The 26,930-nt window shown below is 66.5% G+C and carries 23 protein-coding genes; 16 read left to right on the forward strand and 7 right to left on the reverse strand.

From position 1 onward, the window contains the following. Positions 1-24 precede the first annotated feature (24 nt). The 9 genes from AC1DYS_RS07495 (at position 25) to AC1DYS_RS07535 (ending at position 11,226) form a co-directional block, all read left to right on the forward strand. Positions 25-1,317 carry an NAD(P)/FAD-dependent oxidoreductase gene (locus tag AC1DYS_RS07495; RefSeq protein ID WP_477897637.1) on the forward strand — a complete coding sequence of 431 codons (1,293 nt, stop codon included), beginning with the start codon at positions 25-27 and terminating at the stop codon, positions 1,315-1,317. Positions 1,318-1,372: 55 nt separating this feature from the next. Further along, the gene (locus tag AC1DYS_RS07500; protein WP_477897639.1) at positions 1,373-2,995 is read left to right on the forward strand and encodes an ABC transporter substrate-binding protein; all 1,623 of its coding nucleotides are present in this window, start codon (positions 1,373-1,375) and stop codon (positions 2,993-2,995) included. A gap of 16 nt (positions 2,996-3,011) precedes the next feature. After that, positions 3,012-3,968: an ABC transporter permease gene (locus AC1DYS_RS07505; RefSeq protein WP_477897641.1), complete on the forward strand. Its 957-nt coding sequence runs from the start codon at positions 3,012-3,014 to the stop codon at positions 3,966-3,968. A 13-nt stretch (positions 3,969-3,981) separates the two neighbouring features. Next, complete coding sequence (locus AC1DYS_RS07510; RefSeq protein WP_477897643.1) at positions 3,982-4,866, forward strand: ABC transporter permease; 885 nt, start codon at positions 3,982-3,984, stop codon at positions 4,864-4,866. A 225-nt stretch (positions 4,867-5,091) separates the two neighbouring features. Next, complete coding sequence (locus AC1DYS_RS07515) at positions 5,092-6,708, forward strand: ABC transporter ATP-binding protein (RefSeq protein WP_477897645.1); 1,617 nt, start codon at positions 5,092-5,094, stop codon at positions 6,706-6,708. A 13-nt stretch (positions 6,709-6,721) separates the two neighbouring features. After that, a complete protein-coding gene (locus tag AC1DYS_RS07520; protein WP_477897647.1) occupies positions 6,722-7,810 on the forward strand; it encodes a tartrate dehydrogenase in 1,089 nt (362 codons plus the stop codon). Between the two features lies 1 nt (position 7,811). Then, positions 7,812-9,278: an NAD-dependent succinate-semialdehyde dehydrogenase gene (locus AC1DYS_RS07525; RefSeq protein ID WP_477897649.1), complete on the forward strand. Its 1,467-nt coding sequence runs from the start codon at positions 7,812-7,814 to the stop codon at positions 9,276-9,278. A gap of 2 nt (positions 9,279-9,280) precedes the next feature. Beyond that, positions 9,281-10,573, forward strand: coding sequence for a D-amino acid dehydrogenase (locus tag AC1DYS_RS07530; RefSeq protein ID WP_477897651.1), 1,293 nt, complete (start codon positions 9,281-9,283; stop codon positions 10,571-10,573). A gap of 182 nt (positions 10,574-10,755) precedes the next feature. Beyond that, a complete protein-coding gene (locus AC1DYS_RS07535) occupies positions 10,756-11,226 on the forward strand; it encodes a cupin domain-containing protein (protein WP_477897653.1) in 471 nt (156 codons plus the stop codon). Here AC1DYS_RS07535 and AC1DYS_RS07540 read toward each other — a convergent pair. Further along, positions 11,216-11,947 (reverse strand): helix-turn-helix domain-containing protein, encoded by a 732-nt coding sequence (locus AC1DYS_RS07540; RefSeq protein ID WP_477897655.1) that lies wholly within the window; start codon positions 11,945-11,947, stop codon positions 11,216-11,218. The genes AC1DYS_RS07535 and AC1DYS_RS07540 overlap by 11 nt on opposite strands. A gap of 51 nt (positions 11,948-11,998) precedes the next feature. On the opposite strand from AC1DYS_RS07540, the gene AC1DYS_RS07545 reads away from it, so the two are divergent. Further along, entirely contained in the window at positions 11,999-13,849 is a 1,851-nt protein-coding gene (locus AC1DYS_RS07545; protein ID WP_477897656.1) for an aspartyl protease family protein, read from the forward strand. Between the two features lie 746 nt (positions 13,850-14,595). Here the strand turns inward: AC1DYS_RS07545 and AC1DYS_RS07550 are convergent. Continuing rightward, positions 14,596-14,799: a hypothetical protein gene (locus AC1DYS_RS07550; protein ID WP_477897658.1), complete on the reverse strand. Its 204-nt coding sequence runs from the start codon at positions 14,797-14,799 to the stop codon at positions 14,596-14,598. A 92-nt stretch (positions 14,800-14,891) separates the two neighbouring features. On the opposite strand from AC1DYS_RS07550, the gene AC1DYS_RS07555 reads away from it, so the two are divergent. After that, positions 14,892-15,746, forward strand: a complete 855-nt coding sequence (locus AC1DYS_RS07555; RefSeq protein WP_477897660.1) for an SMP-30/gluconolactonase/LRE family protein — start codon at positions 14,892-14,894, stop codon at positions 15,744-15,746. Positions 15,747-16,108: 362 nt separating this feature from the next. Continuing rightward, positions 16,109-16,801, forward strand: a complete 693-nt coding sequence (locus AC1DYS_RS07560) for a CE1 family esterase (RefSeq protein ID WP_477897662.1) — start codon at positions 16,109-16,111, stop codon at positions 16,799-16,801. A gap of 68 nt (positions 16,802-16,869) precedes the next feature. Here AC1DYS_RS07560 and AC1DYS_RS07565 read toward each other — a convergent pair whose 3' ends face one another. Next, a complete protein-coding gene (locus AC1DYS_RS07565; protein ID WP_477897664.1) occupies positions 16,870-17,184 on the reverse strand; it encodes a hypothetical protein in 315 nt (104 codons plus the stop codon). A 98-nt stretch (positions 17,185-17,282) separates the two neighbouring features. Here AC1DYS_RS07565 and AC1DYS_RS07570 point away from each other — a divergent pair, with 98 nt between their 5' ends. The 3 genes from AC1DYS_RS07570 (at position 17,283) to AC1DYS_RS07580 (ending at position 19,932) form a co-directional block, all read left to right on the forward strand. Further along, the gene (locus AC1DYS_RS07570) at positions 17,283-18,971 is read left to right on the forward strand and encodes a glycoside hydrolase (RefSeq protein ID WP_477897666.1); all 1,689 of its coding nucleotides are present in this window, start codon (positions 17,283-17,285) and stop codon (positions 18,969-18,971) included. Positions 18,972-19,058: 87 nt separating this feature from the next. Next, complete coding sequence (locus tag AC1DYS_RS07575; protein ID WP_477897668.1) at positions 19,059-19,457, forward strand: iron chaperone; 399 nt, start codon at positions 19,059-19,061, stop codon at positions 19,455-19,457. Positions 19,458-19,497: 40 nt separating this feature from the next. Then, entirely contained in the window at positions 19,498-19,932 is a 435-nt protein-coding gene (locus AC1DYS_RS07580; RefSeq protein ID WP_477897670.1) for a VOC family protein, read from the forward strand. 82 nt (positions 19,933-20,014) lie between these two features. On the opposite strand, the gene AC1DYS_RS07585 is transcribed toward AC1DYS_RS07580, so the two are convergent. Together AC1DYS_RS07585 and AC1DYS_RS07590 are read right to left on the reverse strand one after the other, a co-directional pair. Further along, positions 20,015-23,248: a sensor histidine kinase gene (locus AC1DYS_RS07585; RefSeq protein ID WP_477897672.1), complete on the reverse strand. Its 3,234-nt coding sequence runs from the start codon at positions 23,246-23,248 to the stop codon at positions 20,015-20,017. A gap of 335 nt (positions 23,249-23,583) precedes the next feature. Further along, positions 23,584-24,033 (reverse strand): hypothetical protein, encoded by a 450-nt coding sequence (locus AC1DYS_RS07590; RefSeq protein WP_477899646.1) that lies wholly within the window; start codon positions 24,031-24,033, stop codon positions 23,584-23,586. 56 nt (positions 24,034-24,089) lie between these two features. Here AC1DYS_RS07590 and AC1DYS_RS07595 point away from each other — a divergent pair, with 56 nt between their 5' ends. Continuing rightward, positions 24,090-24,980: a glycoside hydrolase family 62 protein gene (locus AC1DYS_RS07595; protein WP_477899585.1), complete on the forward strand. Its 891-nt coding sequence runs from the start codon at positions 24,090-24,092 to the stop codon at positions 24,978-24,980. Between the two features lie 111 nt (positions 24,981-25,091). Here AC1DYS_RS07595 and AC1DYS_RS07600 read toward each other — a convergent pair whose 3' ends face one another. Then, entirely contained in the window at positions 25,092-26,036 is a 945-nt protein-coding gene (locus AC1DYS_RS07600) for an AraC family transcriptional regulator (RefSeq protein ID WP_477897674.1), read from the reverse strand. Positions 26,037-26,111: 75 nt separating this feature from the next. After that, positions 26,112-26,774: a DUF1579 family protein gene (locus AC1DYS_RS07605; RefSeq protein ID WP_477897676.1), complete on the reverse strand. Its 663-nt coding sequence runs from the start codon at positions 26,772-26,774 to the stop codon at positions 26,112-26,114. Positions 26,775-26,930: the final 156 nt, after the last annotated feature.

Below are 26,930 nucleotides of genomic sequence, written 5' to 3' on the forward strand. Positions count from 1 at the left end.
CCGTCCGCCCCGAGGTATCGAACGATGAAGCTCGAGTCGTACTGGACTGCCTCCGCGCCGGCCTTCGTGCCGCGCGCAGCGGACCTGCCGTCGCAGTGCGACGTGGCGATCGTCGGCGGCGGTTTCACCGGGCTGTCGGCAGCGCTCGCGCTGGCACGGCGCGGCGCATCAGTCGTCGTGCTGGAAGCGGGTGAGCGTGTTGCCGCCGAGGCCTCCGGGCGCAACGGTGGCCACGTCAACAACGGTCTCGCCGTCGACTATGCCGACGTGGCTGCGAGGGTTGGCGTTGAGCGAGCGCGCGGCTGGTACCACGCCTACGACCAGGCGGTCGACACGGTCGAGCGCATCGTGCGCGACGAAGCGATCGCCTGCGATTTCGTCCGCCACGGCAAGCTCAAACTGGCGGCGAAGCCGGCGCAGCTGGAAGTGTTGTCGCGCAGTGCCGAGCGCCTGGTGCGCGACGGCGTCGACAGCGATGTGGAGATCCTGGATGCAGCGCGCGTGCGGTCCGAAGTCGGCAGCGACCGCTTCGCCGGTGGCATGCTCTACAAGCGCAGCGGCCAGATGCACATGGGTCGCTTCGCCGGGGGCCTCGCGCAGGCGGCCGAGCGGCGCGGCGCGCAGATCTGCACCGCCACCTGCGTGCAGCGTCTGGAGCGGCTCGGTGGAAGCCAGGCGCATCGCGTCCACACCAGCCGCGGAACCCTGCAGGCGAAGCAGGTTCTGCTCGCAAGCGGGGCCGCACGGCATGGAAGTTATGCGAGCTTCGGCTGGCTGCGCCGGCGCATCGTGCCGATCGGCAGCTTCCTCATCGTCACCGAGCCGTTGGGCGCAGAGCGGGCGAGTGCGCTGCTGCGCGAGCGCCGCACCTACGTGACGGTCGCCAACATCCACCATTACTTCCGCCTCACACCCGATCACCGGCTGGTGTTCGGCGGGCGCGCACGCTTCGGGATCAGCGACCCGGTGTCGGACGCGCGCTGCGGCGAGATCCTGCGTGCCGGCATGGCGGAGATCTTCCCGTCGCTGGCGGGTGTCGGCATCGACTACTGCTGGGGCGGCCTGGTCGACATGACGCAGGACCGCCTACCGCATGCCGGCGAGCGCGACGGGCTTTTCTATTCAACCGGCTACAGCGGCCACGGCACGCAGATGTCCGTGATGATGGGCGAACGCATGGCCGCAGTGATGGCCGGCGATGCGTCCGCCAATCCGTGGCGCGACCGCGACTGGCGCGCGATCCCCGGCCACCTGGGACCGCCCTGGTTCCTGCCCGCAGTAGGACTTTATTTCCGCTTGAAGGACCGTCTCGCCTAAGGGCGGCCTTTATTTCCACGATCCCGCGACAAACCCATCACCAGGAGCGAGCACCATGACAGATCGCAAGTCCATCGACACCCTCGTCGGCCCCCAAGAAAGCGGGCGCCTGTTCGGTGCGCTGCAGCGCGGCGCAAGCCGCCGCGACGTGCTCGCGATGCTGATGGCCGGCGGCATGCAGGCCACGCTTGCCGGCGGCCTCGCGAGCACGGCGTTCTCCGTGCACGCGCAGACCCCAAAACGCGGCGGCAAGATCCGCGTCGCCGGCGCCACCGCCGCCGCGACCGACACGCTCGATCCGGCCAAGCAGTCGAACAGCACCGACTACTCGCGCTGCAACATGCTCTACAACGGGCTGACTTCGCTGGACGGCAGCCTGACGCCGCAGCCCGCACTCGCCGAATCGTTCAACACGACGGACGCCAAGACCTGGGTCTTCGCGCTGCGCAAGGGCGTGACCTTCCACGACGGCAAGGCGCTGACGCCGGCCGACGTCGTCTTCTCGATCTCTCGCCACAAAGACCCGGCCACCGCGTCCAAGGCCAAGGTGCTGGCCGACCAGATCGAGAGCGTGAAGGCGACCGGCCCGAACGAAGTGACGGTCGTGCTGACCGCGCCTAATGCCGACCTGCCTGTCATCCTCGGCACCTTCCACTTCCACATCGTCAAGGAAGGCACCACCGACTTCACCGCCGGCATCGGCACCGGCCCATACAAGCTCAAGGAGTTCAAGCCCGGCGTGCGCTCGGTCGTCGTGCGCAACGATCGCTACTGGAAGCCCGGCAAGCCCTATCTCGACGAGATCGAATTCGTCGGCATCAGCGACGAGAGCGCGCGTGTCAACGCGCTGTTGTCCGGTGGCATGGACCTGGTCGGCTCGATCAACCCACGCTCGCTGGCACGCGTCACTGGCACGCCGGGGTATGCGGTGACCAAGACGCAGTCTGGCCAGTACTCCGACCTGGTGATCCGCAAGGACACGGGACCCGGCGCCAACCCCGACTTCGTGCTCGCGATGAAGCACCTGTTCGACCGCGAGCAGATGAAGAAGGCGATCGCGCTCGACCAGGCGGTGCTCGGCAACGACCAACCGGTCGACCCCACCAACCGCTTCCACTTCGCCGGGCTGCCACAGCGACCGTTCGACCCGGAGAAAGCCAAGTTCCACCTGAAGAAGTCGGGTATCACTGGCGCGGTGCCGATGGTCGCGTCACCAGCGGCGTTGTACTCCGTCGAGATGGCGCTGGTGCTGCAGCAGACGGCCAAGGGCATTGGCCTGGACATCGACGTCAAGCGCATGCCTGCCGATGGCTACTGGAGCAACCACTGGCTGAACAGCCCGGTCGGCTTCGGCAACGTCAACCCGCGGCCGAGCGCCGACATCCTGCTGACGCAGTTCTTCAAGTCCGACGCGCAGTGGAACGAATCGCGCTGGAAGAGCGAGAAGTTCGATCAGGTGCTGGTCGCCGCGCGGGCAGAGACCGACCTCGCCAAGCGCAAGCAGATGTATGCCGACCTGCAGACCATGATCCACCAGGAGGCCGGCATCGGTATCCCGCTGTTCCTGACCAGCCTCGACGGCCACACCACGAAGCTCAAGGGCCTGTCGCCGATCCCGGTGGGCGGCCTGATGGGCTACAACTTCGCCGAGAACGTGTGGCTCGAGAGCGCAGCCTGACGCGGAAGCCACAGCGATGAATGCCCTCGTCCTCAAGCTGCTGGCCCAGCGCATCGCGCTGGCGCTGCTGTCGCTCCTGGTGGTGTCGGTGATCGTGTTCGCGATCACCGCGGTGCTGCCCGGCGACGCGGCACAGGAACAGCTCGGCCAGGATGCGACGCCCGAAGCGCTGGCCACGCTGCGTGCCCAGATGGGCCTGGACGTGCCGGCGACACAACGCTATGTGCAATGGCTCGGCGGGTTGCTGCGCGGGGACCTCGGCATGTCGTCAACATCGCGCGTGCCGGTGGGCGAGCTGATCGGCAGCCGGCTGCCGAACTCGCTGCTGCTCGCCGCTGTGACCGCGCTGTTCTCGGTGCCGATCGCGTTGTCGCTCGGCATCGCGTCGGCGGTGTGGCGCGGGTCATGGTTCGACCGTGCCGCCTCCACCGGTGCGGTCGCGGTCGTCTCGGTGCCCGAGTTCCTGGTCGCGACGCTGGCGGTGCTGGTGTTCGCGGTCCAGCTGCGCTGGCTGCCGGCGCTGTCTTACGTCAGCGACATCGAGTCGCTCGGCCAGCTGCTGCGTGCGTTCGCGATGCCGGTGCTGACGCTGTGCTGCGTGATCATCGCGCAGATGATGCGCATGTCGCGCGCTGCAGTGATCGACCAGCTCGAGGCGCCGTACATCGAGATGGTGCGCCTGAAGGGCGCGTCGCCCCTGCGCATCGTGCTCGCGCATGCGCTGCCCAACGCCGTCGGCCCGATCGCCAACGCGGTGGCGCTGAGCCTGTCGTACCTGCTCGGCGGCGTGATCATCGTCGAGACGATCTTCAACTACCCCGGCATTGCCAAGCTGATGGTCGATGGCGTCTCGCAGCGCGACATGCCGCTGGTGCAGGCCTGCGCGATGCTGTTCTGCGCCGGCTACCTGATCCTGGTGACGACGGCCGACATCTTCGGCATCGTCACCAACCCGCGCCTGCGGCACCGCTGAAGAAAGGTCTCCGATGTCGTTGATCACCACCACCAACTCGAGCGGCTTCTTCGCAAGCAAAGCTCACCCGTGGCGGGCGCTCCTTGCCCAATTCGGTCCGTCCGGCTGGCTGGGCCTCGCGATCGTCCTGTTCTGGACGCTGGCCGCCATCTTCGGTCCGGCGCTGCTGTCGCGCACCGGGGCGGCCGGCGGCGGCGAGGTGTTCGCACCGATCAGCGCGGCGAACTGGCTCGGCACCGACTACCTGGGCCGCGACATGCTGGCACGTGTGATCGAGGGTGCGCGCTACACCGTCGGCGTCGCCTTCCTTGCGACGCTGCTGGCGAGCGGCACGGGCACGCTGCTGGCACTGCTGGCCGCGGCGAGTGGCCGCTGGATCGACACCGGATTGAGCCGCGGGCTGGACACGCTGACCGCGATCCCGAGCAAGATGTTCGCGCTGTTGATCGTGGCCGGTTTCGGCTCGTCGGTGCCGATCCTGGTCGCTGCCGCTGCCGTCATCTACGTGCCCGGTGCCTTCCGCATCGCTCGCTCGCTGGCCGTGAACATCAACGCACTCGACTACGTGACGGTCGCGCGCACCCGCGGCGAGCGCACGGGCTACGTGATGCTGCGCGAGATCCTGCCCAACATCGCCGGGCCGATGCTCGCGGACCTGGGGCTGCGCTTCGTCTACGTCGTGCTGCTGCTCGCGAGCCTGAGCTTCCTCGGGCTGGGCGTGCAGCCGCCGAACGCCGACTGGGGGTCGCTGGTGCGAGAGAACATCCTGGCGCTGTCCGATGGTGGTGCGTCGGTGATCGCGCCGTCGCTCGCGATCGCGAGCCTGACGATCGCCGTCAACCTGGTCATCGACAACCTGCCGGGCCGCGCCGCCCGCGAACGTGGAGCAAAACGATGATGACGTACGCCCACCCCCGAAGCGCCTTCGGCGCTCCCCCTCAAGGGGGCCGAGCCCGGACACGGAAGGTTCTGCATACCTTGCGTGCCTGGCGAGGGGCCGCGCCCCGCGGCCCGGCGCGGCCTGCAAGGCCCGCCAGCGGCCCGACAAAGCCGGTTCCGCGGCGGCCGCTTGATGGGTTGGTTGTTGCGTCGCGGGTGTCGCGATTTTTCATGGAGCATTGATATGGGCAGCCCTGTTGTCGTCGACAAGCTCACCATCACCGCCGGCGGTACGACGCTCGTCGATGCGTTGAGCTTCACGATCCAGCCCGGCGAGGTGCTCGCCCTGATCGGCGAATCCGGTTCCGGCAAGACCACCACCGCCCTGGCGTTGATGGGCTACGCGCGCCGTGGCTGCAGCATCAGCGGGGGCAGCGTGCGCATTGGCGACATCAACGTGCTGTCGCTCGATGCGCGCCAGCTGCGCGCGCTGCGCGGGCACACCGTCACCTACATCGCGCAGAGCGCGGCCGCGTCGTTCGATCCGTCGCGCATGCTTCTCGACCAGGTGGTCGAGCCGGCCTGTCTGCACGGCACGCTGAGCCGCGCCGAGGCCGAGCGGAGGGCTATCGCGCTGTTCCGCGAGCTCGCGCTGCCCGAGCCCGAGACGATCGGCCTGCGTTACCCGCACCAGGTGTCCGGCGGGCAGCTGCAGCGCCTGATGGCGGCCATGGCGCTGATCACCGATCCCGAGGTGGTCATCCTCGATGAGCCGACGACGGCGCTCGACGTGACGACCCAGGTCGAGGTGCTGCGCGCCTTCCGCCGTGTCGTGCGCGAGCGGCGCGTGACGGCGGTCTACGTCAGCCACGACCTCGCCGTCGTCGCGCAGATGGCCGATCACATCCTCGTGCTGCGCGATGGCTGCATGCGCGAGGTCGGCGCGACGGAGCGGCTGCTGCTGGCGCCGCAGAACGACTACACCAAGAGCTTGCTGGCCGCCGCGCGACCGGCGCCACGCGCGGCCGCCGCCGAAGCGGCCGATGCCGAGGTGCTGCTGCGCCTGCGAGGCCTCAGCGTGGGCTACGGCCGAGGCAAGCAGTCGGTCAAGATTCTCGAGGGCATCGACCTCGAACTCCGGCGCGGGCAGGCCATCGGCGTCATCGGCGAATCGGGATCGGGCAAGACCACCCTGGCACGTGCGGTCGCCGGCTTGTTGCCGCCGAGCGCCGGCACGATGGAGTTCCACGGGCGCGAGTTGACGCCCGCGCTTGCGCAGCGCACGAAAGACGAGCTGCGGCGCATCCAGATCGTGTTCCAGTCGGCCGACACGGCGCTGAACCCCTCGCACACCATCGAGCGCATCCTGGCGCGGCCGCTGCAGTTCTACAAGGGCCTCAAGGGAGCGGCGCTGCGACGACGCATCGACGAGCTGCTCGACCTCGTGAAGCTGCCGCGCACGCTGGCCGACCGCCTGCCCAACGGGCTCTCGGGCGGGCAGAAGCAGCGCGTGAACCTGGCACGCGCGCTCGCGGCGGAGCCCGACCTGATCCTCTGCGACGAGGTGACCTCGGCGCTGGACACCGTGGTCGGTGCCGCGGTGCTCGACCTCATTGCCGAGTTGCGCCGCGAGCTCGGCGTGTCCTACCTTTTCATCAGCCACGACCTGCACACCGTGCGCTCGGTCTGCGACGAGATCGTCGTCATGCAGCACGGCCGCAAGCTGGCGCAGGTGGCGCGTGCCGACTACGAGCGCGGCCCGCACCACCCCTACTACGAGCAGCTCGCGCGCGCGGTGCCCGAGCTGCGCCGCAGCTGGCTGGACGATCTCGATCGACAACGACCGGCGCTCGTCGCCTGAAGGAGTGAACGACATGACACCCACATTCCGCATCGCCGCGATTGCCGGCGACGGCATCGGCAAGGAAGTGCTGCCCGAGGGCCTGCGGGTCGTCGAGGCGGCCGCCGAACGCTTCGGCTTCGCGCTCGAGATCCGAGAGATCGAATGGGCCAGCTGCGACTGGTACGCCCAGCACGGGCAGATGATGCCGGACGACTGGAAGCAGCAGCTCGAAGGCATCGACGCCATCTACTTCGGCGCGGTGGGCTGGCCCGCCACGGTGCCCGACAACGTCTCGCTGTGGGGCTCGCTGCTCAAGTTCCGCCGCGAGTTCGACCAGTACATCAACCTGCGCCCGGTGCGGTTGTTCGAGGGCGTGCCATGCCCCTTGGCCGGCCGCAAGCCCGGTGACATCGACTACTTCGTCGTGCGCGAGAACACCGAGGGCGAGTACACCAACCTCGGCGGCGTGATGTACCCCGGCACCGAGCGCGAGATCGTGATCCAGGAGTCGGTGTTCTCACGCTTCGGTACCGACCGCGTGCTGCGCTATGCCTACGAGTTGGCCAACTCGCGCCCACGCAAGCAGCTGACGGTGGCGACCAAGAGCAACGGCATCGCGATCAGCATGCCGTGGTGGGACGGTCGCGCCGACGAGATCGGCAAGGACTACCCCGGCGTGAAGGTCGACAAGCAGCACATCGACATCCTGAGCGCGCGCTTCGTGTTGCAGCCGCAGCGCTTCGACGTGGTGGTGGCGAGCAACCTGTTCGGCGACATCCTGAGCGACCTCGGCCCGGCCACGACCGGCACGATCGGGCTGGCACCCAGCGCGAACCTCAACCCGGAGCGCAGCTTCCCCTCGCTCTTCGAGCCGGTGCACGGCTCGGCGCCGGACATCTACGGCCAACGCATCGCAAACCCGATCGCGATGATCTGGTCGGGCGCGCTGATGCTCGACTTCCTGACGCAAGGGCAGGGCGCTGGCCGCGCAGCGCACGACGCGATCGTGAATGCCATCGAAGCCGTGCTCGCCCGCGGGCCGCGCACACCGGACCTGGGTGGCCCGGCTCATACCGAAGACGTCGGCCGCGCGATCGCCGACCTTGTGAAGGAACTCTGACATGCAGCTCTCCATGACCCGTGACGACCTGCTGCCTGGCCGCAATTTCATCGGCCGCTGGAGCGAGGCCGATGAGGGCCGCCGATTCGACGTGGCCGACCCAGCCACCGACACGGTGTTCGCAAGCGTGCCCGACAGCGGCGCGTCGGACGCACGCGCCGCCCTCGATGCAGCGCATGCCGCCTTCACCACCTGGCGCGCGGTGCCGGCGAAGCAGCGGGCACAGATCCTCAAGCGCTGGAACGACCTCATCGTCGCGAACCAGGAAGACCTGGGACGCCTGATTTCCCGCGAGCAGGGCAAGCCGCTTGCCGAAGGCCGCGGAGAGGTCGCCTACGCGGCGAGCTACGTCGAATGGTTTGCCGAGGAAGCGACACGCGCCAACGGCGACGTGATCTCCGCGCCGGTGGTGGGGCGCCGCATGTTCGCGCTGAAGGAGCCGGTGGGCGTGGTGGCCGCGATCACGCCGTGGAATTTCCCAGCCGCGATGATCGCGCGCAAGATCGCGCCGGCACTGGCCGCCGGTTGCACGGTGGTCTGCAAGCCCGCAGAAGACACGCCGCTGACCTCGCTCGCGCTCGTCAGGCTTGCCGAAGAGGCTGGCGTGCCGCCGGGCGTGCTGAACATCGTGACCACCTCGCGCGAACGGGCTGCCGAAGTGGTCGACGTCTGGCTCGACGACCCGCGGGTGCGCAAGATCAGCTTCACCGGCTCGACACCGGTCGGCAAGCACCTCGCGCGCCGCAGCGCCGACACGCTGAAGAAGCTCTCGCTGGAGCTCGGCGGCAACGCACCCTTCATCGTGTTCGACGACGCCGACCTGGACGCCGCGGTCGATGGCCTGATGGTCGCGAAGTTCCGAAACGGTGGCCAGACCTGTGTCAGCCCGAACCGGGTGTTCGTGCAGTCCGACGTGCACGACGCGTTCGTCGACAAGCTGGCCGCACGCATCGCTGCCCTGAAGGTCGGCCCGGCCAGCGACCCGGCATCGCAGATCGGGCCCATGATCAATGCGCGTGCGGTCGACAAGATCGAGCGCCATGTGCAAGACGCCGTCGAGCACGGCGCCCGCGTCATCGTCGGTGGCAAACGGCTGGCGGCGCTCGGCCGGAACTACTTCTCCCCGACCTTGCTCACCGGCGCCGATGCGACGATGGCTTGCGCATGCGAAGAGACCTTCGGCCCGGTCGTGCCGGTGACACGTTTCCAGACCGAAGCTGAAGTGATTGCAGCTGCGAACGGCACGCCCTATGGCCTGGCGGCCTACTTCTACTCGAGCGACGTGCGCCGCATCTGGCGCGTGGCCGAGGCGCTCGAAGCCGGGCTGGTCGGGATCAACGAAGGTGCGCTCGCCGCCGAGGCGGCGCCCTTCGGCGGTGTGAAGGAATCCGGCTACGGCCGAGAGGGTTCGGTGCACGGTCTCGACGACTACATGCACCTGAAGTACCTCTGCCAGGGCCAGCTCTGACCATGAAAGTTGCGGTTCTCGGCGCCGGGGTGATCGGCGCGTCCACCGCCTGGCATCTGGCACACGCTGGCGCAGACGTTGTCGTCCTGGACCGGCAGAACGGCCCGGCTTTGGAAACCAGCTTCGCCAACGCGGGGCAGGTGTCACCCGGCTATTCGACCCCATGGGCCGCACCCGGCATTCCGCTGAAGGCCTTGAAGTGGCTGTTCCAGCGCCATGCGCCGCTGGCAATACGGCCCGACGGGTCACTCGCGCAGTGGACATGGCTGGCGCGCATGCTCGGCCAGTGCACGGCGCAGCGCTACGCGACCAACAAGGGCCGCATGATGCGCCTGGCCGAGTACAGCCGCGATGTGCTGCGCGAGTTGCGCGCCACGGCGCAGCTGTCTTACGAGCAACGCAGCGGCGGAACGCTGCAGCTCTTTCGCAGCGCGGCGCAGCTGGACGCGGCGGGCCGCGATGTCGAGGTACTGCGTGGCTTCGGCGTGCCGTTCGAACTGCTCGCCCCGCACGAACTTCAACGTGCAGAGCCGGCACTTGCGCGTGTGGCGCATCGCTTGAGCGGTGGCCTGCGCCTGCCCAATGACGAGACCGGGGATTGCCACCTGTTCACGCGCCAGCTGGTCGAGCGCGCGGTGGCGCTGGGCGCACAGTTTCGCTTCGACTCGGTCGTGAGCGGGCTCGAGGTCGAAGGCGGCCGGGTCGTGGCGGTGCGTGTGGGCGACGAGCGGGTGGCCGTCGACGCGTGTGTCGTAGCGCTCGGCAGCTATTCGCCGGCGCTGGTGGCGCCGCTCGGCATCCAGGTGCCTGTCTATCCGGTCAAGGGCTACTCGCTGACGATCCCTGTGTGCGATGAAGCGTCTGCGCCGGTATCAACGGTGCTCGACGAGACTTACAAGGTGGCGGTCACGCGCTTCGACCGGCGCATCCGCATCGGCGGCATGGCCGAACTCGGGGGCTACGACCTGACATTGCGCCCACAACGTCGCAAGACCCTCGAGATGGTCGTGCAGGACCTGTTCCCCGGAGCCGGCGACATCGCCGCCGCGGAGTACTGGACGGGTCTGCGCCCGATGACGCCGGACAGCACGCCGATCATCGGTGCGACACCGGTCTTCGGCCTGTTCCTCAACACGGGGCATGGCACGCTCGGGTGGACGATGGCCGCCGGATCGGGCCGGTTGATCGCCGACCTCGTGCTGGGCCGGCGGCCGGACATCGACATGGAAGGCCTCGGCATCGAGCGCTATCGCCGCAAGTCACCCGCACGCTGGCAAGTGCAGCCCGCGACGTGAGTCGATCGACGCGCTGTTGCCGGTAAGCAGCGCGCGCGCCGTGCACGCCTCGGCGTGTCAGCCGCAAGGTGAATTCGGTTCAAGACGGGCAGCGCACCTCGCACCAAACTCATCTCACTCAGGTGGTGACCGCGCTCCGTGCCGGATAAACCCCCTGACATCCGATCGACTGAGGAGGTGACATGAGCGAACCATTGGACCGATTGCATTCGTACTTGCCTGCGCGCGTTGCCGGTGTCTCCGACAGCCCCTGGGTGCCGTCCGACACGCCGGGAAAGTCCGCTCGGCTGCTGCGTTTCCTGCCCAATGACGAAGGCTTCGTCGAACTGCTGCGCATGGAACCAGGGGTCGCCATGCCGCTGCACCGCCACAGCGGTGAAATCCATGCGTACAACGTCAGCGGCTCGCGGCAGCTGTGCACGGGAGAAGTGATCGGCCCCGGCGACTACGTCTATGAACCGGCCGGCAACGTGGATTGGTGGCGCGTGGTCGGCGATGAACCGATGATCGCTCTCGTGGTCGTGCGGGGAACGGTCGAGTTCCTGGCCGCCGACGGCAGCGTGCGCTCCACCGCGAACGCGCTCACCCAGCGCAACGAACTCGAGCGCTACTGTCGGGCGCAGGGATTGACCATGCCAGACCTCATCGGCTGACCATCGCCCCCGCAGCGCTTCGGCGCACTTGCGAGGCCGCCAGGCCGGTCATGCGGCGGACGGCGCGGCTCATGTGCGCCTGGTCGGCGAAACCACACTGTGCCGCCACCGCTGCGAGGCTGGCATCGCCTGCCGCGATGTGGCCCAGTGCGCGATGCGTGCGCTGAAACAGCCGATAGGTCGCCGGCGTGACGCCGAAGACCTGCTGAAAGCCCCGCGCGAGGCTGCCGGGGTGCAGGCCTAGTTCACGCGCCCACGACGCCACCGGCGCATCCGGATCGTGTCGCAGGCGTGCGGCCAGCAGCTCGGGCCAATCCTGTGGCGGCGCGAGGGACGCTGTCAGGCCGTTCTCCAACAGGCCCAGCGCGGCAGGGAGATCGCGCTCGGCCAGTCGAACGATCGCGTCGGGGTCAGGCGCGATGGCATGGGTCGGCCCGTCCCATGCGGCGGGCAAGGGCAGGATGAGCACCTGGGCGCCGGTGCCGGCAAACTCGTCCAGGTGGTACTCCCACCGGCGGTGGACGAGAACATCTCCCGCACGCAGGCGATGCCGCCCGGTATCACCGGCCTCGACGTAGGCGCCGGCAAGCACCACCGCAACGAAGGCCTCGTCGTGCCGATGCCGGCCCAGCCGCTCGTGGGGCGGGTGCCTCATCGGCCCGGCAGTCAGCGGGCGGGCCGCCGGGCTCGGCATGCCATTCGGAGTGTGAATTCGGTTCAAGACAGGCTGCGTGTTCGGCACCAAACTGACCGCATTCTGATGGATGAATGCATGACCTCCTTGTCGAAACTCAGTGGCTCGCTGGTGACTGCCGCGCTGCTTCTCATGCCCGCGGCGTCGGGCGCCACGAGTGCACACGATGTTCTGGCTGCGCACCGCGCCGCGACGGGTGACCCTGGACGCGCGCGCACCCTCGAGCTGCGCTACGCCTACTCCGGCCAAGGTCTTCAAGGCACCGTCGTCACGCAGTTCGACACGGCCAACGGTGCCAACGTCACCCAGAGCGAGCTCGGCCCGATCACCGTGGCCAACGGCTTCGACGGCCGCTTGCCCTGGATGCGCGATATCTCGGGCGCCTACACGCCGCAAGAGGGCGGCGATCGGGTTCCCCTCGCCGTCAATGAAGCCTTTCGCCTGGCCAACCTGTGGTGGCGTGCCGATCGCGGCGGTGCGCGCATCGAGCTGGTGGGGCGAGAGACGCTGGAAGGCCGCACGCTGGATCATCTGGCGGTGACGCCTCGCGGCGGTCTGCGTTTCGATGCCTGGTTCGACGCCGAGAGCCGGCTGCTCGCCCGCATTGCCGAGCGCCAGATGTTCTTCGACACCCGCACCTCCTACGAGAACTACGTGCGCCGCGACGGGATGCAGATCGCAAGCCGCATCGTCGTCGATGGCGGCACGGGGGAGGCTGACGTGGCGACGATGCGCCTCGTCGACCGCACGCAGAAACCGCGCCGGCCACGCACGGCCTACGCCATGCCAACGGACGTGCCGGGAGGCGTGACCATCGACGACGGCGCCTCGAACGCCGTCACGCCGTTTCGCCTGCTCAACAACCATATCTACGTGGAGGCCCGCGTGAACGGGCAGGGCCCCTTCACGTTCCTCGTTGACACCGGCGGCCACACGATCCTGTCCTCGCGCGTGGTCGCGGAGGCCGGCCTGAACTCGCAAGGGGCCACAGCGTCTGCGGGTGCCGGCGAGAGGACGACGACCAGTGGCTATGCCAAGGTGCGCGAGATCGCCATCGGCCCTGTGCGCATGCACGACCAGACGGCGATCACCATGGACATCTACGACCCGGCGGTCGAGGGCATCCGGGTCGACGGCATGGTCGGGTTCGAATTGCTTCGGCGTCTGGCCTTGCGCATCGACTACGGCGCCAGCACGCTCACCTTCAGCCGCTTCGCTGCGTTTGATGCAGCGGCTGCCGGCACGGCAATCCCCTTCAAGTTCTACGACCACCTGCCGCAGGTCGAAGGCAAGGTGGGCGAGATCCCGGCGCTGTTCGACATCGACACCGGCTCGCGCAGCGAGGTGGACCTCACGAGCCCATTCGTCGTGTCACGCCGGCTGCGGGAACACTTCCCCGGCGCCGTCACGGCAATGACCGGCTGGGGCGTCGGCGGCCCATCGATGTCGGACGTGGTGCGGCTGCCATCGCTCTCGATCGGGCCGGTCGTCATCGCGACGCCCGTGGCCGGGTTGTCGAGTGCCAAGGCGGGCTCCTTCAGCGACGCCAACTTCGACGGCAACATCGGCAGCGGGCTGCTGAAGCGATTCGTGACCAGCTTCGACTACTCGCGGCAGCGCATGTACCTCAAGCCCATCGTCCCGCCGCCGCAGGACACAGGCACCTTCGATCGCTCCGGCATGTGGCTGAATGCGGCCGAGGAAGGGTTCGTCGTGACCTATGTGTCACCCGGCGGTCCGGCCGAGGCGGCGGGCATTGATGCGGGCGACCGGATCGTGACGCTTGATGGCCACGCGACACGTGGAGAGGAGCTTTCAGCTGCGCGATCGCTGCTGCGAACTCGGCCAGACGGCAGTCGGATCACGCTGGACATTCGGCATGGTGACGAGCTTCGCAGCGTGGTGCTGGTGCTGCGGGATCGGCTGTAAGTCGCCCGGAGAGCGGTCTTCAGCTCCAGCGAGCACTGCGCTTTGTGGATCGCGGTCATCTCGAGGCCGCGCAGATCCGTCATCCCGTCGAATTTCGAGTTAGACCGTCAGTCGCCAGCAGGACAAGTCCGCCACCTGGAAAAACGCTGCGCATCCGCGCATGACGATGTTCACGTACTACGTGATGAAGTCGGCGGTGAACTACACCGAGGCGAGGCTGAACTGGTGGCGATGAACAATGCCGCAACGCTCAACCGCTATCTCGTGGACTGGCGCTTCCTGCTGCAGACGGACCCAGGGCTACTACAAGAGGGTGGCGTGGGGTTGCGCTGATACGCCTTCCTCCACAGGGCGGCTGGCGTCTGCCGGCCGCCGTACGGATGAGGGAAGCAACCAGAGCTCGGTGATGTGGCGCGGGGCCCGGCGAAGCGCGCCATTGCGTTGCCGAGCTGATACCAAGACGCATCTGAGATGCGGCGGGTCTGCGTCTGAATCCGCCAGACGACGCGCCGTTCGATGTGAATCGAATCGGTCTGAATTTGCATCCTGTTGCATAGCGTCTCGCCCCGCCAACGCTGCACTGGCTTTCGCCGGTTCGTCACAGTTTCATCAATGTTGCCCGATGTCGCGGCCCACACAATCGCGCCGGGAATCGAGAGCGTGGCACGTCGAACGACATGTGCGCGCGGTAATTTGACGCCACAGGAACTTCACGATGAGCATGCCAAGCCAGCGCTCGACACGCGTCACTGCGAGTAGCGCTCTGCTGTGCGCACTGGTGCTGTCTGCCTGCGGAGGCGGCAGTGACTCGAGCACCCCGGCGCCACCCGTCGGCTCTGCACCGGCGCCAGCGCCAGCACCAGCACCGGCTCCTGCTCCTGCACCTGCACCTGCACCTGCACCTGCACCTGCACCTGCACCTGCACCTGCACCAGCGCCAGCGCCTGCACCTGCGCCTGCGCCAGCGCCAGCGCCAGCGCCAGCGGCCAGCATTTGCCCCGGAGGGCCCTATGCCAGCAAGCCGGTGCCCAGTGGCTCGACGGTGACCCGCCTGAACAACGCGCTGCCCAACGACAACTACCAACCCCAGTTTGGCAACGTCGAGGGTGCCGTGTGGTTGGATGGTGCGCTCTACGTCAGCGAGTTCGGCCCCGGCAACAACCCGCCGCCGAGCCGCATCGTGAAGATCGACAGCAATGGCATCGGTACCGTGGTGGTGCCCGCTGCCGGTACCAACGGTTTGGCGGTGGACAAGGCCGGGCGCCTTTACGGTGCCAGCCACAAGGTGGGCGGCGTCGTTCGCTTTGCCTTTCCCGGCGGCACCGAAACTGTGGTCGTCAGCAGCTACAACGGTGCTCGCTTTGGCTCTCCGAACGACCTGACCTTCCGCACGGACGGCACCCTCTACTTCACCGACCCGAACTGGCAGGCCGCCTCGCCCAACCCTCAGCCGCGCACCGGCGTCTACCGGGTAGCGCCGGACACCAGCATCGCGGTGCTGGTGGATGGCAATCGAAGCAATCCGAACGGCATCACGCTGTCGCCCGACGAGAAGACGCTCTACCTGACGGCACAAGATGGCGTGTTCAAGTACGCCGTTGCCGCCGACGGGTCAGTGGGCACGGCCGAGCACTTCGGCGGCGGCGTGGTCTCCAGTGGAGACGGCATGGTGGTGGACTGCGCCGGCAATCTGTACGTCACCTCGACCGACGTGATCGTGCTGAGCCCCGATGGCAAGGAAGTGGGCCGCATCCTCATGCCGAGCGGCGCCGGCTCGGTGACCAACGTGGCCTTCGGGGGCCTAGATCGCAAGACCTTGTTCATCACGGCCATGGGCTCCGGCAGCGCCCGCGGCGTCTACAAGGTGGATCTGGCCATTCCTGGCTATCCGTACTGACACTGAAAATCCGGGTTGGGACTGAGATGAACAAGAAATCGAACCGCCTGGGTGCGGCAAGCGCGTTGTGGATGTCACTCGCTTTGGTGGCCTGCGGTGGCAGCGGGAGTGACACATCGGGTACGTCGGTGAGCGGCGCACCGGCACCGGCACCGGCACCAGCGCCAGCACCAGCACCAGCACCAGCACCAGCACCAGCACCCAGTCCTGCCCCTGCACCTGCACCTGCACCTGCACCTGCACCTGCACCTGCACCTGCACCTGCACCTGCACCTGCGCCTGCGCCTGCGCCTGCGCCGGTTTCTTCCAACAGGAGCGAGGGATGTGGAGGAGCCGCGAAGTTTTCTGACGGCAAGTACAGCTTGATTTCAGACGGCATTACGCGCGAGTTCTGGGTCAAGCTTCCGTCGGCCTACAAGCCCAGCAATGCGTATCCGTTGATCGTTGGTCTCCACTGGCGTGATGGCAGTGCGACGGATGTCTACAACGGAAACAGCTGGGCGAGCGGCAAGGCTTTCTATGGATTGAAGGACCTCTACGGCGAGACCGCGATCTTCGTGGCGCCTGCCGGACTGGATGCGGGCTGGGCCAACACGAATGACCGCGATATTCGCTTCATCGGCTCGATGGTCAACCAGCTCAAGCAGGGCCTGTGCTTGGACACCAGCCGAACCTTTGCAACCGGCTTCAGCTTTGGCGGAATGATGTCGAACGCCATCGGTTGCCAGATGGGCAACGTCTTCCGCGCCGTGGCGCCGATGTCCGGGTCTGTGTGGAGCGGCTGCGCAGACTCCTCAAACAAGACCGCTGCCATCTTGTTGCATGCCAAGGAAGACTCTGTCGTGGCTTTTCAGTTTGGCGAAGAGGCGCGAGACAAGTTCATTTCCAAGAACAGCTGCACCAGAACCACCGCCGCCATCGGAGCCAATGGCTGCGTGATCTATCAAGGCTGCAGCACCGACAAGCCGGTGGCCTGGTGCGGGTACAGCAATGGTGGTCACTGGCCACCCAGCTTCGCCGCGACGGAAATCAAGTCCTTCTTCGACCGCTTCTGACCTTCGCTTGCTGACACTGCCACCAACACGTTACGAACTGGAATACAGCTTGAAAACAAACACGACGCTCACCCACCACAAGCCGAAAGCAAGCGTGCTTCTGTGCCTCCTCTTGACCTCCGCGCTCGCGGCATGCGGCGGAGGAAAGAATGACAGCGAGCCTCCGACCGGATCGGCACCTGCACCTGCACCTGCACCTGCACCTGCACCTGCACCTGCACCTGCACCTGCACCTGCACCGGCACCGGCACCGGCACCGGCACCGGCACCGGCACCGGCACCGGCACCGGCACCGGCACCTGCACCTGCACCTGCACCTGCACCTGCACCTGCACCTGCACCTGCACCTGCACCTGCACCTGCTCCAGCACCAGCACCAGCACCAGCGCCAGCGCCAGCGCCAGCGCCAGCGCCAGCTGGGCAAATTACCTGGCCTGACCCGGCAGCCATCGATTGGGGTACGGCACTCAGTTCGGCCCAGTTGAACGCGAAATCGAGCGTCCCTGGCACCTTCACCTATTCACCCGCCGTGGGCGCGAAGCCCGAGGTCGGCGCTCAAACGCTGTCGGTCACGTTCACGCCCCAGGACACCACGAAGTACTCGACGAGTACCGCCACGCGGAAGCTGACGGTCAACAAGGCCCAGCCGCCGGTTCGCTGGGATCTCCCCGCAGCGGTGCTCCAAGGTTCTGCACTCACGTCCGCACAGATCACCACGACGCCCTATGCGCTGTACGGCGTGCAAGGCACGGCCGACCCGTCGTCTTACATGACCGTCGATGGGAAGGCCCTGGGCACGGCCACGACGGCCGTCGCCGGGACCGCGCTTGTTCAGGCCACGTTCGTCCCCAAGGACAGTGCGCACTACATCTCGTCGGTCATTACCACCGCGCTGACCATCAAGCCAGCTTCGACCGCCGCCGCCATCGACTTCGGCGACGCGAAGCAAACCATCCAGGGCTTCGGCGGCTCGGCAGCCTGGTACTACAGCAAGATGTCGGAGGATCGCCTGAACGTCCTGTTCGGCACCAGCGTTGCCGACAGCCTCGGGTTGAACATCATTCGACTGCGCATCGCGCCCGCCGATTGGAACGCTTCCGCGAAAACGGCTGACACCAACCAGTGGACCGCTGAGCTGGAAAACGGAGTCGCTGCCCAAGCGCGCGGTGCCCTTGTGTTCGCTTCCCCGTGGTCACCCCCGGCGAGCATGAAGATCGTCAACACGGAGCGCACGAACTCGCTCTACAGCGGACGTCTGGACCCGGCGATGTATGCCAACTACGCTCAGTACCTGAACGCCTACATCCGCTATGCCGCGACGCGCAATGTGAAGATCTACGCCGTGTCGCTCCAGAACGAGCCGGACTGGGACCCCAAGGACTACGAGTCCTGCCTGTGGAACGCCGAAGAAATGAAGACCTGGGTCGGCGACCACGGTGCGACGGCCATCGCCGGGACCACGGCCAAACTCATGGCGCCGGAGTCGTTCTACTACTCGCAGGCCACCACCGACACGCTGCTTGCAGACACCAAGGCGGCCAACAACCTCTCGATCGTCGGCGGTCACCTGTACGGCGGCACGCCGAACTATTCCTCCGCGGCTCAGAAGCTCGGCAAAGACGTCTGGATGACCGAGCACTTCCTGGATTCGGTCAACAAGGCTGCCTCCAAGACCTCGTGGCTCACGAGCGTGGACGATGCCATCGCCATGGCCAAGGAGATCCATGACGGCCTGACACTCTCGCAGTACAACGCGTACGTCCATTGGTGGCTCGTCAATTCCAACGACTCGACACCGGAAGGCTTGATCAGCACCAACAACAAGCTGACGTACTTCGGAATCGGCATGAAGCACTTCTCGTACTTCATCCGCCCCGGCTACGTGCGCTACGACGCGACATCGCTCCCGCAGAAGGGGGTTCGCGTGTCGGCGTACGGAACACCTACCGGCGCTGCTGACAGCAAGGCCGTGGTGGTGCTCGTGAACGAGAACACGGCCGACGTCACCCTCACGACGTCGATCAGCCCCGCGGGTCGGTCGTTGACCAGTCTGACGCCGTACCGCACGACCGCGACCGCCACGTTCGAGCGGCAGCCAGCGGTCGGCGTGAGCGCCAATGTGTTCTCCATTTCGCTGCCGGCAAAGAGCATCACCACTTTGGTGAATTAGCGTTCCGTTTCATACTCCGCCTTACCTCATTTGCAGACGAAGCCTTCACACATCGCGATGTGTGAAGGCCGGTCACATCGGAGCAATATGGCAACCGAGCGCGGCGTACCTGAGAGCATCGACGAGTACATCGCTGCCTTCTCGCCGGACGTTCAGGCGATCCTCCAGCAGGTTCGTCAGGCAGTGCACCGCACCGCGCCCGAGGCGCAGGAAATCATCAGCTATCAAATGCCCGCGTTCAAGTTGAACGGCGTTCTCGTTTACTTCGCAGCATTCAAGAAGCACATTGGGTTCTATCCTCCGTGCAAAGGCGACGCGCGCCTCGAAAAGGCCGCTTCACCCTACGCAGGGGAGAAGGGCAACCTCAGGTTTCCACTCGATCAGCCGATTCCCTTCGCGCTGATCGAACGCATAACCAAGTTCCGCGTGAAGCAGGACGTGGCCAAGCCGACAACGCGGGCCAAGAAGGCGAAGGCGCGTGCGTGAAAGTGCGGTGCGTCAGCAATGAAGCGAGGAAAGGAAGGACATGACGCTTAAACGGATGGACAACGTCCTCATCGTTGTCGACGACCTCGAAGCCGCCAAGGCGTTCTTCATCGAACTGGGTCTCAAGCTCGAAGGCGAGACGACAGTCGAAGGGCCTTTGGTCGGGGCCTTGATCGGGCTCAAGGATGTGCGGTCCACTGTCGCGATGATGCGGACTCCCGACGGGCAGGGCATCGAACTGGACAAGTTCCACACGCCCGATGCGATCAGGTTCGGGCCCGTGGACGCCCCGGTGAACACGCTGGGCATCCGTCGCATCATGTTTGCTGTCGACAACATCGAGGACATCGTTGCACGCTTGCTCGCCCGTGGGGCCGAGCTCATTGGCGAAATGCAGTACGAAAACACGTACCGGCTGGCCTACATCCGCGGGCCTGAGGGCATCATCGTCGCGCTTGCCGAGCAGCTCGGTTAAGGCGCGCTCGGTGGCAGCGAGACGCGGGTTGGCAACCAGGGGCAAGCTCGGCGTGAACTGATCTGCGCCTCGGGTGCGAGTTTCACCGTTCGGCGTTGTCCGCGGGCGCGCGCTTGCGCCGAAATGCATCCCGCCAATGCCAAGTACGCGCGGCCGCTTCGTAGGCGTTGCTGCCGGGCACCCGGAGTTCCACCTCGGTGCTGCGCCCCATCACGCTGCGGACATCCAGCTGCCCACCGATGATGGCGGCGCGCTCGCGCATGCCCGGCAACCCGAAGTGGCTGGCGGGCTGCTGGCCCTCGATCGTCGCCGCTTCGATGCCTTTGCCATCGTCGACGACTGTCAGCCGGAACTGCCGCGCGCCGTAGTGCAGCGTGACGGTGACGTGCCGTGCGTCGGCATGGTGGAAGCTGTTGCGCATCGCCTCGCCTGCGATGCGCCACGCCTCCTCGCGCACGAGTGGGTTCAAGTTGCGCGACGCGCCGTCGAGTGCGACGCCGATGACTGGTGCGTCGGCCGCCGGATGGGCGCCGGTCAAGTCGGCGCCGATCGCAGCGATCGCCTCGGCGAGGTCGTTGACCTCGACGGTCGAGGCGCGCAGGCCCTGCACGGCGTCGCGCCCTTCGACGATCGCCGACTCCGCCCGGTCGAGAGCGAGCTCGAGCCGCTGTTTGGCTTCGAGCGGCCGCTCCGGCAGCGCGTTGAGCGCCGTACGGAACCAGAGAAGCGACGCCTGATACGTTTGAAGCAGTGTGTCGTGCAGCTCGCGCGCGATGCGTGAACGCTCGCCGAGCCGCGCATAGAGTGCGATCTCGAACCGGCGCTGCAACTGGCGGACGCGCAAGCGGTACACGAGCCAGAGCGTCGTGAGCAGCAATGCGGCGACCAGCATCCGGAAGTACCACGTCGCATACCACGGCGGCGGAATGCGGATCTTGAGCGCGATCTCGCTTTCGTTCCAGTCTCCGCGTGCGCCGCGAGCCTGGACCAGAAACGTGTAATCGCCCATCGGCAGCGTCGTGTACGTCGCACTGCGCCGGGCGCTGTCTGTCTCGTTCCATTTCGTCTCGAGCCCTTCGAGCCGGTACCGATAGCGTGTGCGCGCTGGATCGGCATAGTTCAAGGCGGCGAAGTCGAACGACACGATGCTGCGCGATTCCAGCTCCAGCGCCGTAGCGGACCAGATGGGCTGCTTCAGCGGCGTGCTTCCCGGCTGCACCGGCTCGCCGAACAAGCGGAAGTCGGTCAGGAACACCGGCAGCGCGAGCTTGCGCTCCACGACCTGTCCGGGGAAGAACGCCACCAGCCCCTTTTGCGAGCCGAAGAACATCTCCCCGCTCGAGCTCTTGGCGGAAACCACGGGCGCAACGAACCCATCGGTCAACAGGCCGTCCGACGCGTGGTAGTTCGTGAAGGTTTCGGCATACGGATCGAATCGCGACAGCCCGTTGGGGGTGCTGACCCATAGGCGTCCGTCGTCCTCTTCGAGGATGCCGACGACCGTGTCGGCGGGAAGCCCGGAGCGCGAGTCGTACGACGTGAATGTCGCGCTGCGGGGATCGAGCTTGCCGAGCCCGCGGAAGGTCGCGGCCCACACCGTGCCCGCGCGGTCGACGTGAACCGAATTGACGCGGTTGTGGCCGGGCGGATGCGCGGCGCGGAGTTCGGCATCGAAGACCCTGAACGTGCTCGTGCTCGGATCGAATCGATGCACGCCGCGTGACGACGTTGCCAGCCACAGGGCACCGTTCCCGTCCTCCGCGATCGAGCGGTACTGGATCAGACTTTTCGGTTGCGGGCTGAAGGTGGAGAACTCCTCCGACGCCGGTTCCCAGCGGCTCAGGCCGAAATCCGTCGCGACCCACACGGTGCCGTCGCGATCGACCCGCAACGCTGTGACTCGGTTGTGGTTCAGCGAACGCTGATTGGATGCATCGTGGACGTACGTCGTGTACCGGCCCGAGCGAGGATCAAAACGAACGAGACCGTTGCCGTTCGTGCCGAACCACAGGTTGCCGGAACGGTCCTTCGCGATCGCGCTGACGCCTCGCACGAAGGATGGCTGGTCGACTTGCGTGACCTGATCCGTCGTGCGGTCGACACGGTTCAAGCCGCGGTCCGTGCCGATCCACAGCGTGTCGGGGTCGTCTGCGTACGCCGCGGTCACCGAACCTCTGCCCAGGCTCTGCGTGCTGGCTTGCTGGTGGCGGTACGACCGGAAACGCGCACGCTCGGTGTCGAAGCGGTAGACGGCGCCCGATTTCGTCGTCGACCAGAAACTCCCGTCGCGATCCTTGTACAGGCCGACCACCAAGTCACCGCGCAAGCCGTCGGGATCATCGGGGTTGCTCTGGTACCAGATTGCCTCCGTGCGTTCTGGCGTCAGCTTCACGAGGCCAAGTTTGTCGGTGCCGAGCCAGAGCGCCCGGTCGCGATCTTCCTGAATCGACATCACGCCGGAGGACGCGTTCGGCGCCAGCCCGCCGTTGCGGAACGCATAGACGGTGACTTCGCCGCTGGCGACGTCGACCGAGGCCAAGTCGCCTCCGGAAGACAGACCGAACCACAACCTTCCTGTGCTGTCCTGAAACGGTCTCGACGGAAAGCCCGTGGAGACGAACTTGCGGCCGGAAGGCGTCTCGAGCTTGATGTGGCGCGTGACCTTGCCCGAGCGCCGATCGAGCGCGTAGAGCCCCTCGCTGCTGGTGATCCACAGCGTGCCGTCGGGAATAGCGGCCATCGCGATGATGCGCGTTTCGCCGACCCCGGGCGTGTAGCGTGGCCGATGGCACGTCGTCTTCGACGTGGCCGGGTCGAGGGCCGTCACGCCGTCGTCAGTCGCAAGCCAGATCACACCGTCTTGGTCTTCGATGATGTCGTGAGCGATTGCGACGGTGCCGCAGTCGTTGTTGGGCGAGCGGTATTGCTTGAAACTGCCGGTTGCAGGGTCGTACCGATTGAGCGAGTCGTCGGCGCCGATCCACAGACGGCCCGCGCGGTCCCTCGCCAGCGAGTTGCCGATGAGGAAGCCGACGCTGTTCGCGCTCTGGCCATCCGGAACCTTCATGAAACCGTAGCCGTCGTAGCGCCGCAATCCGTCCGCGGCGCTCAGCCAGAGAAACCCCTGCCGGTCTTGCACCATCCGTCGCACCCCAGGAGGCGCGGAGGGTGACTGCAGCGGGTGAAACTGGATCGGTGCGCCCGTGACGAGAGCGACGTCGACGACGGGGACATCTTGCGCTCGAGCGAATCCACAAGTCGCAAGCGCGGCAAGAGCGGAGAACAGCGCAACGAAGTTACGGCGCCAGCTCTTCATACACCCGTACCTCTCCGCCCTCTGGCAGCGCCGCTTCTGCGGATGAGCGGTGGAACGCGCACGTTGTGGGCGACCTGGAGTTTAGGCGCTTAGAGGGTGCGATAACCAGCGCGACCACCGCCCTCGCAGCATCGAGATCGATATCAATCGATGTGGCCTGAATTTGCATCCTGTTGCATGGCGTCTCGCCGCGCCAACGCTGCGCGTGGCTTTCGTCGTTCGTCACAGTTTGATCAATTTCGCCCCATGTGGCGCCCCACACAATCGCGCCGGGGAAACGAGAGCGTCGCAAGTCGAACGACATGTACGCGCCGCACTTTGACGCAATAGGAACTTCACGATGAGCATGCCAAGCCAACGCCCGACACGTGCCACTGCAACGAGCGCACTGCTGTGCGCACTGGTGCTGTCAGCCTGCGGCGGAGGCAATGACTCGAGCACCACAGCGCCACCCGTCGGCTCTGCACCTGCTCCGGCACCAGCACCAGCACCAGCACCAGCACCAGCACCAGCACCAGCACCAGCACCAGCACCAGCACCAGCACCAGCACCAGCACCAGCACCGGCACCGGCACCGGCACCGGCACCGGCACCGGCTCCTGCTCCTGCTCCTGCTCCTGCTCCTGCTCCTGCTCCTGCTCCTGCTCCTGCTCCTGCTCCTGCTCCAGCACCAGCACCAGCACCAGCACCAGCACCAGCACCAGCACCAGCACCAGCACCAGCACCAGCACCAGCACCTGCACCTGCACCTGCACCTGCACCGGCACCGGCACCGGCACCGGCACCGGCTCCAGCTCCAGCTCCAGCTCCAGCTCCAGCTCCTTCGCCTGCGGCCTGCGATCTGCCTTCCACTTTTTCGTGGGTCTCTACGCAAGCCCTGATTGCGCCGAAATCGCCCAACTTCGTGTCGATCAAGGATCCGACGATCGTTCGCTACAACGATCTGTACCACGTCTTTGCGACGGTCTACGACACGTCGAGGAAGGCTTGGAGCGCCGTCTACATGAATTTCGGCGACTTCTCACAGGCCTCGAGCGCGGTGCAGGTGCCGCTGGCCAACAAGCCGATGGGCGACACAGTTGCGCCGCAGGTCTTCTACTTCCGGCCGCACAACAAGTGGTACCTGATTTCGCAATGGGGCGCCAAGTACTCCACCAACACCGACATTGCCAATCCCGACGGATGGAGCGCGCCCAAGCCACTGCTGAGCGGCGGTCCCGGCAACGGAATCGACTACTGGGTCATCTGCGACAGTGCCAATTGCCATTTGTTCTTCTCGGGCGACGACGGGAAGCTCTATCACTCCAAGACTGCCATCGGCAACTTCCCCAATTTTTCCGGCTACGAAGTGGTGATGTCGGACCCGGTGGTGGGCAACCTGTTCGAAGCCAGCAACGTGTACAAGGTCGAAGGCACGAACAAGTACCTCTTGCTGGTCGAGGCCTACGGGCCGCGCTACTTCCGGTCGTGGACGTCGACCAGCCTGGATGGCCCGTGGACTGCCTTGGCAGACAAGCAGTCCGCCCCCTTCGCGGGCGCTGCAAACGTCTCGTTCGACGGAGCGAAATGGAGCAACGACATCAGCCACGGCGAAATGATTCGCGCTGGCTACGATGAAACGCTCACCATCAACGCCTGCAACATGCAGTTCCTGTATCAAGGGGTCGACCCAAGCTCGAAGGCGGACTACGAGCAGCTTCCATATCGCCTCGGAGTGATCCGGGCGCGGTAGGGTGCTCTGACAATCAGGGTGCGAGCCCGATTTGCTTCATGAAGAAAGGGTTGTCCATCATCAGCCATTCCTCGACGATCACGCCACGTGCTGGCATTCGGTGCCGAGCCGTCATGGCCGGTCGGCTTGCGAGCGCAGTGTTCCCGGCGGCACGCCGAACAGGCGCTTGAAGGCGCGGCTGAAAGAGGCTTCGGACTCGTAGCCCAGCCGCTGGGCGATGTCTGCGACGGTCGACCTGCCATGACGCAGCCATGCGCCGGCCACGTGCATGCGCCAGTGCGCGAGATAGCGTGCCGGCGACAGACCCACGGCGGTGGTGAAGCGTTCCGTGAAGGTCGAACGCGACAGGCCTGCGATCTCCGCCAACGCCACCACGGACCAGAAATGGCCCGGCTGTTGATGGATCGCCGCCAGCGCGCGGCCAATCGGTGCGTCCCGCGCACCCGCCAGCCATCCCTCCAGCTCCGCTGCATGAGTCTCGGCCCAGCTGCGCACCATGGCCGTGACCGCCGCGTCGGCGAGCCGCGCCATCATGGTCGCGGCGCCAACACGCTGCGCGGCCACCTCGGCCGCCATCAGAGACAACAGCGTGGGCAGCGCCGGGTCGTTCGCGTCGGCACGCCGCAGCACCAGCACCTCGGGCATCAGTTGAGTGAGCGGGTGCACGGCCGGCTCGTCGAATTCGAGGGCGCAGCAGACGATCAGCGAGCGCGCACCGCCACCGCCAGCACGCATGTTGTGCGTGGTCGGACCGATCGAATCCTGGTCGAACTCCTCGAGCGGCCGGGCGGGCGTGGTGGGCGCGTCGGCAATCGCGTGGCCGATGCCGCGCGGCAGCAGTGCTACGTCGCCCGGGCCGATCCAGAAAGGCTCTTGCGACTGCAGCCTCAGCCAGCACCCGCCGTCGACCACGAAGTGGAAACACACGCCGTCCTGTCGCGGGATCTGCACGCCCCACGGTGCCGTCATGTCAGTGCGGCAGTACGACGCACGCACCAGCCGCAGGTCCTGAAGAACAGGACTCAGCAGATCGAGGTCGGGTGATGAGGCGCTCATGGCTGGAGAGTTTGCGCGGCACGCGAGCGTGAGTCCAGCAACGGGTCTTCGGGCGTCTCCGCCCAGTCCCCCGGGTCACGGGCCGGTTCGCGTGTAGACGGCGCGGGTGGCGAGCGCCTCTGCTTTTCCGGGTGGCGTGAAGTAGAGCTCGATGACGTGGCGGTCCGGGCCTTCGATGCGTATCAGCGTGCGCATCGGAACCGTCTTGCCGACGAAGTCTTCACCCGCGACACCTTGGTCGACGAAGGTGCCTAACAGGTCAATGCGTGTCTGCGGGCCTGACCCGGTGCTGCTGACGTAACGCATCATCCCGGCGTTCGTTTCGTCGATGGTGACCCACTCGTAGCGGGCGGCCATGTTGTCGTAGCCCAGCCAGCCGCGGCGCCAGTAGTGCGACTTTGCAAGCGTGCCCTCCGTCGTGTCCTCGAGGTAGCGGCCGCCGGCCACCCATTGGCGGCGCGTGACGATGTCGTCGGAGGTGATCGGCGGTGCATCGGGACTCCGGCCGAGGGTTGCGTAGATGCCCATCTGCACGCGCCAAGTTCCCGCCAGAGGCGCGAGCGTGGCGTGGCCGGGGCCCGGTAGTCCGCGGCGCACCCATGCCGGCAAGTCGGTGGACGCCGCGGCGGACGGCGCACTGGCGTTCTGCTTGTCCTGGGCTTGCGTGGCTTCGAGCGCCAAGCCGAGCGCTGCGATGCCGATGACCGTCGTGCGCATGCCCTTCCAGAAAATTGTCACAGGGCGCCTTTCGTGAACACAAGCGCTCAGTTTGCTCACTGACGCGTCTCCGGGCCATGGCCTGCTGACCGGTTTGCTTGGCCGTTCGTCCTGTGGCGATGAGCGGCGGGCACAACGGCGGCCCGCCACGCGTGTGCCCGACTGGTAGCTCTGCGC

The sequence above is a fragment of the Rhizobacter sp. P2_G4 genome, from assembly GCF_056403575.1.

Coding starts and splice junctions, on each gene's coding strand:
- AC1DYS_RS07545 (WP_477897656.1), top strand. CDS start 11,999: ATGACCTCCTTGTCGAAACTCAGTGGCTCGCTGGTGACTGCCGCGCTG.
- AC1DYS_RS07495 (WP_477897637.1), top strand. CDS start 25: ATGAAGCTCGAGTCGTACTGGACTGCCTCCGCGCCGGCCTTCGTGCCG.
- AC1DYS_RS07580 (WP_477897670.1), top strand. CDS start 19,498: ATGACGCTTAAACGGATGGACAACGTCCTCATCGTTGTCGACGACCTC.
- AC1DYS_RS07585 (WP_477897672.1), bottom strand. CDS start 23,248: ATGAAGAGCTGGCGCCGTAACTTCGTTGCGCTGTTCTCCGCTCTTGCC.
- AC1DYS_RS07530 (WP_477897651.1), top strand. CDS start 9,281: ATGAAAGTTGCGGTTCTCGGCGCCGGGGTGATCGGCGCGTCCACCGCC.
- AC1DYS_RS07515 (WP_477897645.1), top strand. CDS start 5,092: ATGGGCAGCCCTGTTGTCGTCGACAAGCTCACCATCACCGCCGGCGGT.
- AC1DYS_RS07600 (WP_477897674.1), bottom strand. CDS start 26,036: ATGAGCGCCTCATCACCCGACCTCGATCTGCTGAGTCCTGTTCTTCAG.
- AC1DYS_RS07520 (WP_477897647.1), top strand. CDS start 6,722: ATGACACCCACATTCCGCATCGCCGCGATTGCCGGCGACGGCATCGGC.
- AC1DYS_RS07500 (WP_477897639.1), top strand. CDS start 1,373: ATGACAGATCGCAAGTCCATCGACACCCTCGTCGGCCCCCAAGAAAGC.
- AC1DYS_RS07510 (WP_477897643.1), top strand. CDS start 3,982: ATGTCGTTGATCACCACCACCAACTCGAGCGGCTTCTTCGCAAGCAAA.
- AC1DYS_RS07525 (WP_477897649.1), top strand. CDS start 7,812: ATGCAGCTCTCCATGACCCGTGACGACCTGCTGCCTGGCCGCAATTTC.
- AC1DYS_RS07575 (WP_477897668.1), top strand. CDS start 19,059: ATGGCAACCGAGCGCGGCGTACCTGAGAGCATCGACGAGTACATCGCT.
- AC1DYS_RS07535 (WP_477897653.1), top strand. CDS start 10,756: ATGAGCGAACCATTGGACCGATTGCATTCGTACTTGCCTGCGCGCGTT.
- AC1DYS_RS07505 (WP_477897641.1), top strand. CDS start 3,012: ATGAATGCCCTCGTCCTCAAGCTGCTGGCCCAGCGCATCGCGCTGGCG.